The 16,670-nt window shown below is 69.0% G+C and carries 8 protein-coding genes; 6 read left to right on the top strand and 2 right to left on the bottom strand.

Features of this window, described 5'->3' with window-relative positions:
* The first annotated feature begins 156 nt into the window (after window positions 1-156).
* The 5 genes from ACFVX6_RS27095 to ACFVX6_RS27075 all read left to right on the top strand — a co-directional run bounded on the left by ACFVX6_RS27095 (window position 157) and on the right by ACFVX6_RS27075 (window position 14,248).
* Window positions 157-9,027 carry an amino acid adenylation domain-containing protein gene (locus ACFVX6_RS27095; protein WP_389695698.1) on the top strand — a complete coding sequence of 2,957 codons (8,871 nt, stop codon included), beginning with the start codon at window positions 157-159 and terminating at the stop codon, window positions 9,025-9,027.
* 73 nt (window positions 9,028-9,100) lie between these two features.
* Window positions 9,101-10,420 (top strand): MFS transporter, encoded by a 1,320-nt coding sequence (locus tag ACFVX6_RS27090; RefSeq protein ID WP_389695696.1) that lies wholly within the window; start codon window positions 9,101-9,103, stop codon window positions 10,418-10,420.
* Window positions 10,421-10,473: 53 nt separating this feature from the next.
* Entirely contained in the window at window positions 10,474-11,814 is a 1,341-nt protein-coding gene (locus tag ACFVX6_RS27085; protein WP_389695694.1) for a PLP-dependent aminotransferase family protein, read from the top strand.
* Window positions 11,815-11,844: 30 nt separating this feature from the next.
* Window positions 11,845-13,086 carry a cytochrome P450 gene (locus tag ACFVX6_RS27080; protein ID WP_389695692.1) on the top strand — a complete coding sequence of 414 codons (1,242 nt, stop codon included), beginning with the start codon at window positions 11,845-11,847 and terminating at the stop codon, window positions 13,084-13,086.
* Between the two features lie 166 nt (window positions 13,087-13,252).
* Complete coding sequence (locus ACFVX6_RS27075; protein ID WP_389695690.1) at window positions 13,253-14,248, top strand: hypothetical protein; 996 nt, start codon at window positions 13,253-13,255, stop codon at window positions 14,246-14,248.
* Window positions 14,249-14,463: 215 nt separating this feature from the next.
* Here the strand turns inward: ACFVX6_RS27075 and ACFVX6_RS27070 are convergent, their stop codons facing one another.
* Complete coding sequence (locus ACFVX6_RS27070; RefSeq protein ID WP_389695688.1) at window positions 14,464-14,811, bottom strand: hypothetical protein; 348 nt, start codon at window positions 14,809-14,811, stop codon at window positions 14,464-14,466.
* Window positions 14,812-14,827: 16 nt separating this feature from the next.
* On the bottom strand, window positions 14,828-15,001 hold the full coding sequence (locus ACFVX6_RS27065) for a hypothetical protein (RefSeq protein ID WP_389695686.1): 174 nt from the start codon (window positions 14,999-15,001) through the stop codon (window positions 14,828-14,830).
* A gap of 695 nt (window positions 15,002-15,696) precedes the next feature.
* On the opposite strand from ACFVX6_RS27065, the gene ACFVX6_RS27060 reads away from it, so the two are divergent.
* Entirely contained in the window at window positions 15,697-16,626 is a 930-nt protein-coding gene (locus ACFVX6_RS27060) for a LuxR C-terminal-related transcriptional regulator (RefSeq protein ID WP_389695684.1), read from the top strand.
* The last annotated feature ends 44 nt before the right edge of the window (window positions 16,627-16,670 follow it).

The raw sequence follows: 16,670 nt of genomic DNA, 5'->3' as shown, positions 1-16,670 counted from the left end.
CGATCACCTGGCACCCGCAGAGCCGCGTTGCCGGCCCACCTGAATTCGCGCGACCCCAACCCCGAAAGAGAGTTATTGGCAATGCGTGCTGCAACTGCTGTTGATTTTGCTGAGGATCAGCCGTTCGAGTCGGGTACGGCGCTGATCGGTGATTCCGTGCAGGCGGCTTTTGCGGCGCAGGCGCTGCGCTCTCCGGGTGCGGTCGCGGTGCGGTGCTCCGGACGGGAGCTGTCGTACCGGGAGCTGGACGAGCGGGCCAACCAGCTGGCGCACCGGCTGCTGGGCCTGGGCGTGACTCCGGAAGCACCGGTCGCGGTGCTGATGGAACGCTCCGTGGACCTGGTCGTGGCACTCCTGGCGGTACTGAAGGCAGGCGCCTTCTACCTGCCGCTGCACAGCGGGTACCCGCTCGAGCGGATGCAGTGGATCGTCGACGAGACCTCCGCCCCGGTGCTGCTGGCCGACGCCGCGAAGCGTGAGCGGGGCCTGCCCGACGCCCCGCAGGTCGTCCTCATCGACCAGGACACCGAGCTGGCCTCGCTCTCGGTCACCGACCCGGGGGTGGAGTGCCGGCCGGAGCAGCTGGCGTACGTGATGTACACGTCGGGCTCGACGGGCCGCCCCAAGGGAGTCGCGGTCACCCACCGCGACGTCCTGGAGCTCGTCGTGGACGGACTGTTCGAGCGGCCGGGCGCCCACGAGCGGGTGCTCATGGTGGCTCCGTACGCCTTCGACCCCTCGACGTACGAGATGTGGGTTCCCCTCCTGCACGGCGGCCGGACGGTCGTGTCGCCCGAAGGCGACCTGAGCGTGGCCACGCTGTCACGGCTGATCTCGGAGGAGGAGATCACCGGGCTTCAGCTGACGGCGGGCCTGTTCCGCGTCATGGCCGACGAGGCCCCGCACTGCTTCACCGGCGTGCGGGAAGTCATCACCGGCGGCGACGTGATCTCCCCGACCGCGGTGCGCCGGGTACTGGAGCACTGCCCCGACACCGTGGTGCGGTCGACGTACGGACCCACCGAGACGACCCTGTTCGCGACCCAGGCCCCCTGGACCGCGACCGACACCGTCCCCGCGCCGATCCCGATCGGCCGTCCGCTGGACGGCATGCGCGCCTACATCCTCGACGACCGTCTGGAGCCCGTCCTGGAGGGGACCGGGGAGCTCTACCTGGCGGGTGCGGGCCTGGCCCGGGGCTACTACGGCCGCTCGGACCTGACCGCGGAACGGTTCCTCGCCGACCCGTTCGGGCCGGCCGGCAGCCGCATGTACCGCACCGGAGACCTCGCCCGCTGGGCGGGCGACGGACTCCTCGACTTCGTCGGCCGGGCCGACGACCAGGTCAAGATCCGCGGCTTCCGCATCGAACTCGGCGAAATCGAAACCGTGCTCGGCCAGTTCCCCGGACTCTCCCAGGTGGCGGTGATGGCCCGCGAGGACCAGCCCGGCGGCAAGCGCCTGGTGGCCTACGCGGTCGTCGAGACCGGCCACCACACGGTGGACCCCGAAGACCTCCGCACCCACACGGCCGCACTCCTCCCGGAGTTCATGGTCCCCTCCGTCTTCGTGGTCCTGGACCAGCTGCCGCTGACCAGCAACGGCAAGGTCGACTACCGGTCCCTGCCCGCGCCCTCGTACGAGACGGAGGCGTCCGGGCGCGGGCCCCGCACTCCGCGCGAGGAGATCCTCTGCGGCCTGTTCACCGAGATCCTGGGCGTGTCAGAGGTCGGCATCGACGACAACTTCTTCGAGCTCGGCGGCCACTCCCTCCTCGCCACCCGTCTCATCAGCCGCATCCGCACCACCCTCGACATCGAAATCCCCTTCCGCACCTTCTTCGAGGCCCCCACCGTCGCCGGCCTGGCCGACCAGATCACGCGGGCCGGATCGTCCAGGACCGCGCTGACCGCGATGGAGCGCCCGGAACGGATTCCGCTGTCGCCGGCACAGAACCGCCTCTGGTTCCTCAACAAGCTGGAGAGGACGACCGCCACGTACGTCCTGCCGTTCGCGGTGCGGCTTTCCGGACACCTCGATCACGCGGCCCTGGAAGCGGCGCTATGCGAGGTGATCGGTCGGCACGAGAGCCTGCGGACGGTGTTCCCGGAGGTCGACGGGGAGCCTCGGCAGCGCATTCTGGAGCCCGGCCAGGTCCGCCCCGAGCTTCCCGTGGTGGAGGTCGGCGCGGCGGACCTGGAGGAGGCGCTTCGAGCCGCCGGCAACACCGGCTTCGACGTCACCGTCGATCCGCCGATCCGGGCCCGGTTGTTCACGACCGGCCCGGACCACCACGTCCTGCTCCTCCTGCTGCACCACATCGGAAACGACGGCTGGTCGCTGGCCCCGCTGGCCCGTGACATCAGCCTCGCCTACGCCGCACGCTGCGCGGGCACGGCACCGGCCTGGTCACCGCTGCCCGTGCAGTACGCCGACTACACCCTGTGGCAGCGTGAACTCCTCGGCGCGGAGGACGATCCGCACTCCCCGATGCACGAGCAACTCGCCTTCTGGAAGCAGGCCTTGGCCGGGATTCCCGACCAGCTCGAGCTGCCCTTCGACCGCCCCCGGCCCAAGGTGGCCGACTACCGCGGTGACACCGTCCCGATCCGGATCGACGCCGCACTGCACCGCGCGCTCGCCGAACTGGCCCAGGAAACGAACACCACCCTGTTCATGGTGCTCCAGGCCGCCGTCGCCACCCTGCTCAGCCGACTCGGCGCAGGCACCGACATCCCCCTGGGAACCCCCGTCGCAGGACGCACCGACGAAGCCCTCGACGACCTCGTCGGGTTCTTCGTCAACACCCTGGTCCTGCGCAACGACACCTCCGGAAACCCCACCTTCCGCGAACTCCTCGCCCGCACCCGCGAAACCGACCTCGCCGCCTACTCCCACCAGGACGTCCCCTTCGAACGACTCGTGGAGGTCCTCAACCCGGAGCGCTCGCTGGCCCGCAACCCCCTGTTCCAGGTGATGCTGGCGCTGCACACCCAGGCGGCTCCCGCGTTCGACCTGCCCGGTCTGTCGGCCGTCACCGAGGACCTCACCAAGGACGTGACCAGCTTCGACCTCACGTTCAACTTCTACGAGTCCACGGACGTCGCCGGGGCCCCCGCGGGGCTCGACGGCTTCCTGGAGTACCGCACCGACCTGGCCGACACGACCACCGCGGAGCGGTTCACCGAGGGCCTGCGGCTGCTGCTGGCGGCCTTCGCCGAGCGCCCCGACCTGCCGATCAGCGCCGCCGCACTGCTCTCCCCCGCCGAGCGGAGCGCACTGCTCGCCGAGGGGGCCGGGGCCCCTGCCCCCGGGCACCGGTTCCTCACCGACGTGTTCGAGGAACATGCGGCGCTGCGCCCCGACGCACCGGCGCTGGAGCACGAGGGCACCGTACTCACCTACGCCGAGCTGAACACGCGGGCCAACCAGGTCGCCCACTGGCTCATCGGGCAGGGCGTCGGCTCCGAGCACCTGGTGGCGCTGGCGGTGCCCCGGTCCGTGGAGATGGTGGCGGCGCTGCTGGGCGTCCTGAAGGCCGGCGCCGCCTTCCTCCCCGTCGATCCGGCCTACCCGGCGGACCGCATCGCCTTCATGCTCCGGGACGCCGCCCCGGTCCGGGTGCTCACCAGCCGCGAGGCGGCCGGGCTGCTCCCCCAGGACGGCCCGCGGGCCCTCCTGCTGGACGATCCCGCTGCCCTGGCCGGACTCGACGGCGCCGATCCCACGGATGCCGAGCGGACCGCCCGACTCCGGCCGGACGACCTGGCGTACACCGTCTACACATCGGGCTCCACCGGCACCCCCAAGGGCGTGGCCGTCACCCACCGCGGCATCTGCGCACTGACCGCCACGCTGGCGGAGACGTACCAGGTACGGCCGGAGGACCGGGTCCTGCAGTTGGCCTCGATCAGCTTCGACATGGCGCTGGAGGACTTCCTCCGGGCGTTCTGGTTCGGCGCGACCCTCGTCGTCCCCGCCCCCGGCCCCCTGGTCGGGGACGCCCTCGGCGACTTCCTGGAGCAGCGCCGGATCTCCTGCGCCGACATGCCGCCCAGCGTGCTCGCCACGCTCCCGGCGCGGCCCTTCCCCGCCCTGCGCGTCCTGAGCGTCGGCGGCGAGGCGTGCCCGCCCGCACTGATCGCACGCTGGGCGGACGGCCGGCGGATGCTCAACCTCTACGGGCCCACCGAGTCCACGATCTCGGCGACGGCCAGCAAGCCGCTGTCCGGCACCGACCCGGCCGCGTCCATCCCCATCGGGGCGCCGGTGCGGGGCACCCGGGCGTACGTCCTGGACGAGCGCCTGCACCTGACGCCGCGAGGGGTGCCGGGAGAGCTGTACATCGCGGGCGCGGGCCTCGCCCGCGGATACCTGCGGCGTCCGGGGCTGACGGCGGAGCGGTTCGTCGCCGACCCCTTCGGCCCGGCCGGCAGCCGCATGTACCGCACCGGTGACCTGGTGCGGTGGCGCGCCGACGGCCAGCTGGAGTTCGTCGGCCGGGCCGACGACCAGGTCAAGATCCGCGGATACCGCATCGAGCTGGGCGAGATCGAAGCCGTGCTGGGCCGTCATCGGGCGGTGGCACAGGTCGCGGTGGTGGTGCGGGAGGACCGGCCGGGCGACAAGCGCCTGGTGGGGTACGTAGTGGCGGCCGAGTCCGCGGGCGCCGAGGTGAGCGCGGACGACCTGCGCACTCATGCACGCAGCTCCTTGCCGGAGTTCATGGTCCCCTCCGCCGTCGTGGTCCTGGACCGGCTGCCGCTGACCACCAACGGCAAGCTGGACCGACGGGCCCTGCCCGCGCCCGTGTACGAAGCCGAGACCGGCGGTCGTACTGCGCGCAGTCCGCAGGAGGAGATCCTGTGCGGGCTGTTCGCGGCGATCCTGGACGTGCCGACGGTGGGCATCGACGACAGCTTCTTCGAGCTGGGCGGGCATTCCCTGCTGGCGGCCAAGGTCGTCAGCCGGATCAGGTCGATCCTGGGCGTCGAACTGCCGGTACGGGCCCTGTTCGAAGCTCCTACGGTTGCCGCCCTGACCGGCCGGGTCGCAGAGGCGGATACGGCCAGGCCCGCGCTGACGGCAGTGGAGCGCCCGGAACTGGTGCCGCTGTCGCCGGCCCAGAACCGGCTGTGGTTCCTGAACGAGCTGGAAGGGGCGAGTGCCACCTACAACGTTCCGGTGGCGTTCCGGCTCACGGGAGACCTGGACGCGCATGCGCTGGAGCAGGCTCTCAACGACGTAGCGGTACGGCACGAGACCTTGCGGACGGTGTTCCGGGAGATCGACGGCCGGACGACACAGACCGTGCTGGGTGCGGACGCCACACCCCTGACGCTGCATCACATCAGCTGCGATGCGGACGGACTGAATGCGGCGCTGCACGCCGCCGGGCAGTACGTCTTCGACCTGTCCGCCGAACCTCCGTTCCGGGCAACGCTGTTCACCATCAACCCGAAGGAGCGGGTACTGCTGCTGCTCATGCACCACATCGCGAGCGACGGCGCCTCGATGGGACCCTTCGGACGCGATCTGGAGACCGCGTTCGACGCCCGGCTCCAGGGCCGCGCACCGCAGTGGTCCGCGCTCCCGGTGCAGTACGCCGACTACACCCTGTGGCAGCGCGAACTCCTCGGCTCGGAAACGGACCCCGAATCTGCGGTGAGCAGGCAACTGGCCTACTGGAAGGAGGCCTTGGCGGGAACACCGGCCCATCTCGAGCTGCCCTTCGACCGTCCGCGGCCCAAGGTGGCCAGCTATCGGGGCGACATGGTTCCGGTCCGCATCGACGCCGAGCTGCACCGTGCGCTCGTCGGCCTGGCCCGGGAGACCAACACCACGCTGTTCATGGTGCTCCAGGCCGCCGTCGCCACCCTGCTGAGCCGGCTGGGCGCGGGATCGGACATTCCGCTCGGCACCCCGAGCGCAGGACGCACCGACGACGCTCTCGACGACATGGTCGGGGTCTTCCTCAACACGCTCGTGCTGCGGACGGACACCTCGGGGAACCCGACGTTCCGGGAACTCCTGGAGCGGGTCCGCGGGACCGCGCTGTCCGCCTACACGCACCAGGACGTGCCGTTCGAGCGCGTGGTCGAGGCCGTGAATCCGACGCGCTCGCCTGCCTGGCATCCGCTCTTCCAGGTCATGGTCGTCCTGCAGAACTCCGTGGGAGGCGCGCTCTCACTGCCCGGCCTGGTGGTGGAAGCCGAGGAGGCCTTCAGCACCCGTACGGCCAAGTTCGATCTCGGCTTCGTCCTCAACGAGTGCCACGCGGCCGACAACGGGCCGGCCGGGCTCGCCGGAATGCTGGAGTACAGCACTGACGTCTTCGAGAAGGACACTGCCGAACGGATGGTGGCCCAGCTGGTGGCGGTGCTGACGCAGCTCGGCACCGCTCCCGACCGCCGGATCGGTGAAGCGCAGATCCTGTCGCCGGCCGAGCGTGTGCGGTTGCTGGAGTCGTGGGCGGGGGCGGAGCCCCGTCAGGAGCTTGAGGCCGGTTCCGTGCAGGAGGCTTTCGCGGCGCAGGCGCTGCGTTCTCCGGACTCGGTGGCGGTGCGGTGTGCCGGACGGGAGCTGTCCTACCGGGAGTTGGACGAGCGGGCGAATCAGCTGGCGCACCGGCTGCTGGGTCTGGGCGTGCGCCCGGAGGCTCCGGTCGCGGTGCTGATGGAACGCTCCGTGGACCTGGTGGTGGCCCTGCTGGCGGTGCTGAAGTCCGGCGCGTTCTACCTGCCGCTGCACAGCGGATATCCGCTGGAGCGGATGCAGTGGATCGTCGACGAGACCTCCGCTCCGGTGCTGCTCGCTGACGCCGCGACACGTGAGAGCGGTCTGCCCGATGCCCCGCAGGTCGTGGTGATCGACCAGGACGCCGAACTGGTCTCGCTGCCGGTGGTTGATCCGGGTGTGGAGTGCCGGCCGGAGCAGCTGGCGTACGTGATGTACACGTCGGGCTCCACCGGGCGTCCCAAGGGAGTCGCGGTCACCCACCGCGACATCCTCGACCTGGTGGTGGACGGCATGTTCGAGCGGCCGGGCGCCCACGAGCGGGTCCTGCTCCTGGCTTCGTACGCCTTCGACCCCTCGACGTACGCGTTCTGGGTACCGCTGCTGCACGGCGGGCGCACCGTCATCACCCCCGAGGGCGACCTTGCGGTCGCCGAACTCGCCCGTCTGATCATCGAGGAGGAGATCACCGGCCTGGACATCACCGCAGGCCTGTTCCGCGTCATGGCCGAGGAAGCCCCGGACTGCTTCACCGGCGTACGGGAAGTCATCACCGGCGGCGACCTCATCTCCCCGACCGCCGTACGCCGCGTACTGGAACACAGCCCCGACACCCTGGTCCGCTGCGCCTACGGCCCCACCGAAACGACCCTGTTCGCGACCCAGGCCCCCTGGACCGCGGGCGACACCGTGCCCGCGCCGGTCCCGGTCGGACGCCCGCTGGACGGCATGCGCGCCTACATCCTCGACGACACCCTCTCCCTGGTCCCCCAAGGCGTCGCAGGTGAGCTCTACTTGGCGGGCACGGGCCTGGCCCGCGGCTACTACGGCCGCCCGGACCTGACCGCGGAGCGCTTCGTCGCCGACCCGTTCGGGCCGGCCGGCAGCCGCATGTACCGCACCGGAGACCTCGCCCGCTGGTCGGGCAACGGACTCCTGAACTTCGTCGGCCGGGCCGACGACCAGGTCAAGATCCGCGGCTTCCGCATCGAACTCGGCGAAATCGAAGCCGTACTCGGCCAGTTCCCGGGACTGTCCCAAGTCGCGGTCGTCGCCCGTGAGGACCAGCCCGGCGACAAGCGCCTCGTCGCCTACGTCGTCGCCGAAACCGGCCCCGACACCGTGGACGCCGAAGCCCTGCGCACCCACACGGCCGGCCTGCTGCCCGAATACATGGTGCCCGCGGCGTTCCTGGTCCTCGACCAGCTGCCGCTGACCGCCAACAGCAAGCTGGACCACCGGGCCCTGCCCGCGCCCTCGTACGAGACGAACGCGTCCGGGCGCGGGCCCCGCACCCCGCGCGAGGAGATCCTGTGCGGCCTGTTCGCCGAGATCCTGGGCGTACGAGAGGTGGGCATCGACGACAACTTCTTCGAACTCGGCGGCCACTCCCTCCTCGCCACCGGCCTCATCAGCCGCATCCGCACCACCCTCGACCTCGAACTTCCCGTCCGCAGCCTCTTCGAGACCCCCACCATCGCGGCCCTCGTCGAGCAGCTGGACAAGGCGCCCGGGACCTCTTCCGGGAACTCGTTGGGCGTTCTGCTCCCTCTCCGCGCCGAAGGAGACCTCGACCCGCTGTTCTGTGTCCATCCGGCGATCGGGCTCAGCTGGTCGTACTCAGGGCTCCTGCGCCACCTGGACCGCCGGCAGCCTCTCTACGGGCTGCAGGCACGCAGGTTCAGCGAGCCGGATGCCCCGGCACCCCGGCTGGAGGAGATGGTCGAGGACTACCTGAAGGAGATCCGGGCGGTCCAGCCCTCCGGCCCGTACTCCCTCCTGGGATGGTCCTTCGGCGGCATCGTGGCGCACTCCCTTGCGGTCCGCCTGCAGGAGGAGGGCGAGGAAGTCGCGCTGCTCGCCCTGATGGACAGCTACCTGCCCACGGACGGCTGGGAGAGCGAGCGGCTGTCGTACGACAGCCCGGAGGTGCTGGGTGCCATCACCGAGTCCATCGGACACGACCCGACATCACCGACAAGTCCTCTCGCCGGACTCGGCGCGGAGGGGCTCTCCGCGCTGGTCGGGGTCTTCGTGGACATCGCCAACCTGAGCGATCGCATCAGTGCCGGGAAGTTCCTGGGCGACATCCTCTTCTTCGCCGCCACGGCCGACAAGCCGGGCAGCGACCTCACTCCCGACGTCTGGTCTCCGCATACGACCGGACGGATCGACGTGCACGACATCGACTGCGTGCACGGAGCCATGACCCAACCCCGCCATCTGTCCGCCATAGGACAGGTATTGGCGGCCCGCTTGGCCGACACCCCGGGGAGCCGGGACAAGGCGTGACCCTCCCCCAGTCTCCGGGGCTGTCCCTGTCTCGGTACAGCCATCCATGAACGCATATCTCAGGAGAAACGTGATGTTCAGCAGTAAAGAGAAGGAAGCCCAGCCGCGCATGAGCAGCAGCTTCAACAAGGTGTGGGTGGCGACGATCTCCTCGTCCCTGGGCGACGGTGTCCAAATGGCCGCGCTGCCCCTGCTGGCCGTCCAGCTGACCGATGACCCCATGCTCATCGGTGCGTCCGGCGCAGTCGCGATGCTGCCCTGGTTCCTGTTCGGTCTGCCGGCCGGAGCCCTGGTGGACCGGTGGAACCGCAAGAAGGTGATGCTGCGTGCGGACCTCGTCCGGCTCGCCATCCTGGCCCTGCTCGCGGTCGCCGTACTGACCGGCAACATCAACATCTACATGCTGATCGTGGCGGGATTCGCGCTGGGCTGCGGAGACATCTTCTTCGACATCGCCGCACAGGCCGTCATGCCGGTGGTCACCTCCGGGGAGAAGGAGCTCATCCGGGGCAACAGCCGGATCTCCGCAGCTCAGATCAATGGCGAACAGCTCGTGGGCCCCACGCTCGGCGGTGTGCTCTTCACGGTGTCGCATTCGCTGCCGTTCGTGGGGAACGCGATCTCCTTCCTGGTCAGCGCGATCTGCGTCGGTTCCCTGAAGGGTGACTTCGGGAACGCGCCCACCGAGGAGCCGGCCCGAAGGAACCTGCGCGCCGAGGTCTCGGAGGGTCTGACCTGGCTGCTGAAGCACCCGGTCCTGCGCACGCTGGCCGGCACGGCCGCCATCGGCAACCTCGTCTTCACCGCCCAGATGTCGCTGCTGGTCCTGCTGGCCAAGAACGAGCTCGGTCTCGGAGAGATCGGCTACGGCCTGCTGCTGAGCTCGACCGCCGTCGGTGCCTTCATCGGCAGCTTCGCGGCCTCCGCGATCTCCAAGAAGCTCCAGGTCGGCACCATGCGAGTCCTCGGCATGTCGCTCGAAGGACTGGCGATCATCGTCCAGGGCCTGACCGGAAGCCCCTGGGTGGCCGGCGCGATGATGGCCGTCATCGGCTTCTCGATGAGCGTCCAGATCGTCATCGTCGGCTCGCTGCGCCAGCGTCTCGCCCCGGCGAACATCCGTGGCCGCGTGCTCTCCGCCAGCCGGCTGATCTCGCTCGTGGGCGCACCCGTCGGCGGTCTGCTCGGCGGCTACCTCGCGAGTGCGGTCTCCCTGCGGACGCCCTTCATCTGGGGCGGCGCCCTGATGGTCCTGGTGGCCGTGGCCAGCTTCCCCGCGCTCAGCAACCGCGCCATTCGCGCGGCGACGGAAGGGATCGCCGACACCACGGCCGACACGAAAGCCGACACGACGGAAGCCGCAGAAGAGCCTGCCGGCGCGTCCTCGAAGTAGCCCACCTCGAAGTAGTCGCGGGACCACCGGTCCCCCTAGGCAAGCGAGATTGCATGAACGACACCGGAGTGGAACTCCTGGCCGCCGACCTCGGTACGGATCGGCTGCACGCAGCGCTCCAGGACCCGGCGCTGGCCTCCATGAACTTCTTGAACGAGGTGTCCGGCCGATTCCCCGAGGCAATCTCGCTCGCCGCCGGCCGGCCCCGCGAGGACTTCTACGACGTCGAGGACCTGCCCCGGTACCTGCAGATCTTCAGCGACTACCTGGCGGCCGAGAAGGGGGCGGACGCAGAGACGGTCCGCCGCACCCTCTTCCAGTACGGCCGGACCAAGGGCATCATCCACGACCTGCTCGCCCGGCACCTCGTCCGCGACGAGGGCATCGACGTCGACCCCGAGTCGATCGTCGTCACGGTCGGCTGCCAGGAGGCCATGTTCCTGGTGCTCCGGGCACTGCGCCGGGACGAGCGGGACGTCGTACTGACGGTTTCGCCGGGCTACGTCGGACTGACGGGTGCCGCGCGACTGGTGGACATGCCCGTATGGCCGGTACGGGACGACGAGCGCGGCATCGACCTCGACCACCTGGTCGACCAGATCGAGGCGGTCCGCGCCGCCGGCAAGCGGCCACGGGCCTTCTACCTCGTCCCGGACTTCGCCAACCCCTCCGGCGCGAGCCTCGACCTGGCGGCCCGCCGGAAACTGCTCGCCATCGCGGCCGAGCACGACCTGCTGATCCTCGAAGACAATCCGTACAGCCTGTTCCAGGCCGAAGACGGTCAGCGCCTGCCCACGCTCAAGGCCCTCGACACCGCGCGCCGGGTCGTCTATCTCGGCTCGCTCTCCAAGACCTGCTTCCCCGGAGCCAGGATCGGATTCGTCGTCGCGGATCAGCGCGTCGCCGGTGCTGAGGGGGACTCCACGCTCTTCGCGGACGAACTGTCCAAGATAAAGAGCATGCTCACCGTCAACACCCCACCCGTGGCCCAGGCCATAGCGGGAGGGAAGCTGCTGGAGCACGACTGCAGTCTGGTCGAGGCCAACACCAGGGAAATCCAGTTCTACCGCCGGAATCTGCGACTGCTGCTGGATGGCCTGAGCCGGCGGTTCCCGCCCGGCGGAAACCACCAGGTCTCGTGGAATGCACCCAGCGGTGGATTCTTCGTGGTGGTGACCGTTCCCTTCATTGCCGACAACGCCGCTCTGGAATACGGGGCCGCCAAGTACGGCGTGCTGTGGACACCGATGAGCCATTTCTACGACGGCCCCGGCGGAGAGGACACGTTGCGCCTTTCCGTGAGCGCGGTGTCGCCGGACGGGATCGAAGCAGCACTGGACCGATTGGCGTTGCTCATCGCCGACCTTTCCGGCCCGCGAATATCCATGCACTAGTCCCTCATTCCGAGGGCCAGGAGATTTCACATGTCACATAGAGGAACACTTACCGAGGACCTCACCAGCGTGGACCTCACGGACCCGAGCACCTTCCTGCACCCCGGAATGGAAGAATTCTGGCGGAGCGCCCGGACCGAGCAGCCCGTATATCTGCACCCGGCAACGGAGCGCGGAACCGCTTTCTGGGTGGTGTCCCGCTACGCGGACGTCATGGCCGTGCTGCAGGATTCCGAGCACTTCAGCTCGAAGCCCGGAAACATGATGTCCTCGCTGCACAAGCCCGGAGGGGATCCGGCGGCCGGCAAGATCCTCGCGCTCACCGATGCGCCGCGCCACAATGCCATGCGGACCATCCTGCTGAAGGCGTTCAGCCCCCGGACCCGCAAGGCCGTGACGGACAAGCTGCAGCAGAGGGTCGACCATCTCATCGGCCGCGCCATCGCCACGGGGACCTTCGACTTCGCCAGGGAGGTCGCGGAAGCGATCCCCATGGGAATGATCTGCGATCTCCTCGGCTTCCCGTCGGAGGATCACCAGTACCTGCTCGACCTGAGCCAGAAGGCGCTCAGCACGGACGAGGACGGGCTGACCACCGAGGACATCTGGCTGTCCCGCAACGAACTCCTCATCTACTGCCAGGAGATCATCGAGGCCCGCCGCGAGGATCCCCAGGACGACCTGATCAGCGCGATGGCCACCAGCGAGATCAACGGTGTGCCGATGACCGACGACGAAGTGGTCGTCAATTGCTACGGGTTCATCCTCGCGGGAGATCACACCAGTCGCCTGGCCATGATCGGCGCCGTGCACGCCTTCTCCCAGTACCCCGATCAATGGCGGGCGCTGAAGGAGGGCCGCGTCCCGATCTCCAGTGCGATCGAGGAGATCCTGCGCTGGACGACGCCGGCCATGCACACCGGTCGTACGGCGAAGTCCGAGGTCACCATCGGCGGCCGGACGATCCGGGAGGGCGACCACGTCATCCTCTGGAACAGCTCCGCGAACCGCGACGAGGACGTCTTCCCGGATCCGCAGACTTTCGACCTGTCAAGGACTCCCAACAAGCACCTCTCCTTCGGCGCCGGATCCCATTTCTGCTTCGGGTCCTACCTCGCGCGAGCCGAAATCACCGCCGTCCTGAAGACCCTCTGCAGCACGGTGGACCGGATCGAGCTCGCGGGCGACCCCAAGCCGCTCCACTCGACGTTCCTCCGCGGATACAGCAGCCTGCCGGTCTCCCTCGTTCCCGGCGAGTCCGCCGCGCCATAGCCGGCCCGCTCCTCCTGTCGTCCCGGATCGCGCACACCACGTACAACGCGAAGGATTTTGTGAAGTGATTGAGGTTGAAACCCAGGCTCATCATGCGAATGTCCCGCCCCTCCACCTGCTGAAGGCGGAACAGCTTCCCACCTCACGGAGCGCCGTCAGGGGCCAGATGAACCAGCGCACGGCGGACGCCCTGCGGACCGTCATCGACATACCCCCGCACGACTCCGACCGGCGCGCGTGGGCCGCCGTCGATGCGGCCCTGGCCTGCCTGACTGCACCCGTGGCTTCCACCCGGTACACCGATGCGGAGCGAAAGTCCGTGCCGGAGGACCTCTACGAGGAACACGACCTGTTCTTCGGCGCGTTCAGGGTCACCGGGAACCCGGTGGAGATCTTCACCTACACGATGCTCGAAGCCCTCCGCAGCCAGCTCGGCGATGCCATCGCAGCCGGGATAAGCCTCAGCAGCGGCGAACGGGCCCAACTGCGCGAGTCGTTCTGGACCACCTTCCACGGGCTGTGGCGACTGGGAGTCGCAGGAACCCCGTTCGAGTACGCGGCCCAAGTCCACACGCGGGGCACGGGCACGGAGCTCGACGACACGAAGAGCGATCCCCTGACCCGCTGGCGGCTCGGCCACCAGGTGTTCTTCGCACTCATCCAGGCCCTGATCGTGTCGGTGGGCTGCCTTCACGAGTACCTCAAGGACGATCCGGACGACGTCGACGGCGCCTGCCGGCTGATCGAGGACGCCACGGTGCTGATGATCGGGTCCGGCACGTCGATGCGGTACGCCGGCGACTTCACGAGCACGCACTACTCGGATTCGGTACGTCCCGCGATGATGCCGCCGCACATCAATCCCAAGTTCAGCGGTCTCCAGGTGCGTGATCACCGGATCCTGCTCAAGCTGCTCAACCGGGTCAAGCCGCTGCTCGCGACGCCCGCCCCGGCCGTCGACAAGTCCTACAGGCAGCTGCTCGATGCGATGTCGACGGCGTACGACGCACACATCGCGGTCTGCTCGAGGTTCGGCGGCGATCGCGAATCGAGTCTCCGCACGCCCGGCTCCAAGGTCCCCGCGGCGGAGATCCTCGAGCGGTTCCGCGCCCGGCGGGTCGGCGCCGCAACGCCGGTGTGCCCGATGGCAGCGGTGCGGTGATCCGGGATCGCATCCACGGCCCGGCTCCGGGCGTACCGGCTGCGAGCCACGGGTACGGCCCGGAGCGCACAACGCAAGCAGTCGCCTCGGTCGGAGACGACCTTGGCGACGGCGTTGCAGCAACCCGAGCGAGGAGCTACTGGTGTGGCGGTGTGGCGGACAGGGGAATCGGTCTTCGGCCACGCGCTCACCCGGCTCAACCAGCTCGGCTGCGGCTACATGTCGAAGATGCGGTTTCCCTGAGGGACTATCAGTTCATTGCCGGAGCCCGGCTCCCGGGACAGATCGACGGCGGAACATTCGATGACGCTCCAGCCCCGTAAAGCGCCTGCGCGTCTCACGGCGCGGTCAATGAGCCCTCGGGCCTGGGTGGTTGCCCGCCCCTTGTCGACCGCGGACACGAACGCCATCAGGCCGATCCGGCCCTCGGCATCGCCGACCACTGTGAGGTGCTCCAGGCCGTCCTGCGGTTCGGCCGCCGCCCAGACGACTTCCTCCACCACTACGGATCGCGCCTGCTCGGCATCGGGGGCCGGGATCATACGGATGAGTACAGCGAGCACGGAACGGCTCCTCGGATCACGGGCCCCAGGTGAACGTGTCGGACGGGCCGGTCGTGGCGGACGCAGCAGTCACTACGACGGCCGCGGCGGGCTCCGTGTTGGCGGCGCTGGGGCCGGCGGCGACGAAGGTTCCGGTCAGAGCGAGCAGGGTAACCAGGGCGAACTTCTTGAAAGACGGCTTTCCGGGCATAGTGATACTCCTCAAGAGGCGGGGTGGTCAATTCCGCTTCAGCTGGCGGCCGTTGAGCGGCCCGACCGGCTGGCGATGACTAGAGCTTGACCCGCCTCCACCCCGCCCCGTAAGCACTTCGGGCTGGCATGATCCGCGCTGTCACCATGGTGCAAACCCGAACACCCCTCGCGAGGGCGCTGACCACGCCGTTCTCCCCTGTGGCAGTCTCGTGCCTGGCCGCGAGATGCCACTCCACATCCGGCTCGCAGCAGGCACGCTTTCCGGACATAACCTTTTGACGCCAAAGGGCATGGAGAGTGCATGCCGCACTTCACAGGCTTCGCGGACCCATATCGCCAAGAAGCGGCCCGTCGAGATCGCGCCAATTGAATCGTGTGCCTCTTACTGAAACGAGCTATGATCCCTCCGACGCCGACAGGGGAACGTCGACGTCCAACTGACCTCGGGGGAGTGCAGAGCAGCGTGTATGGCGTGCGGGCAATTACGGGGGACATCTGCGGACAGACCAGCCGCAGGCGTCCGCATACCCCAATACCGCCCACTCGCCTCTCGCTGGCCGGCTACGACCACTCGGAATCGCAGAACTTCGCGTACCCCGACCCCTGTCGTCGCCGCACCAGCACGAAAGAGGTGAAGCCTTGCTCGAAGCACTCGGCCTGGAACCCGCCGCTGAAGTAGTTTACCGCTCACTCTTGGACTCCCCCCAGTTGGGGATCGAGGAACTGTGCGCCCGCTCGGGACTCACCGAGAACGCGGTGCGAACCGCCTTGGACCAGCTGGCCCACCTCCATCTACTGCGCCCCGGCGGACCAGGGGCGGAGGGCCTTCGTCCGGTCGATCCGGGGGTAAGCCTCAGCGCGCTGCACGCGCGCCAGAGCGCCTCCCTGACACGACACCAAAAGCAGCTGGCAGAGGCCAAGGAATCCATAGCCGCACTGGCCGCCGAGTACGGCGGTTCGCGCCGGGAATTCCTGCCCGAGGTTGCCGAATGCCTCGACGGAATCGACGCGGTCCGCGACCGCCTGGAGGAACTGGCGGAGAGCACCAAGGAAGAGTGCCTGTCCTTCGTCATCGGCGGCGCCCAGCGCCCCGAGGACATGACCGCCGCCAAGGGGCCCGACCAATTGGCCCTGGAGCGCGGCGTCTCCGTCCGCTCGATCTACCAGGACAGCCTGCGCAACGACGCGGCGACCACCGGCTACGTCCGTTGGCTCTCCGCGCTCGGCAGTGAGACCCGTACCGTTCCCGTGCTGCCCATGCGCATGATCATCGTGGACCGGAAGGTCGCCGTCGTCCCCCTGGAGCCGGGCAACCCCCTCAAGGGCGCCCTGGTCCTGCACAGCCCGGGAGCCGTCATGGCCCTCGTGATGCTCTTCGAGGAGGTGTGGAGGAACGGCACCCCCTGGGGCGTGCCGCTGCCGAAGGACCACCGCGGCCTCGGCCCCCAGGAGCGCGAACTGCTGCGGCTGCTCGCCGCGGGCTCCACCGACGAGGTCGCCGCACGCCACCTCGCCATCTCGGTGCGCACGGTCCGCCGGCTCGCCGCCGATCTCATGACCCGTCTGAATGCGCACAGCCGCTTCGAGGCCGGCGTGCTCGCCACCCGCGAGGGATGGGTGTGACCGGCTCGCCAGGACGGCACGCCCTTCCCTTCTGAGGTCAACTC

Origin of the sequence: Streptomyces sp. NPDC058289, from assembly GCF_042880975.1 — a bacterium.
GTDB lineage: Bacteria > Actinomycetota > Actinomycetes > Streptomycetales > Streptomycetaceae > Streptomyces > Streptomyces stoeckheimensis.
The sequence above is the reverse complement of the archived record's forward strand: the minus strand, read 5'-3'. Positions and strand labels throughout refer to the sequence as shown.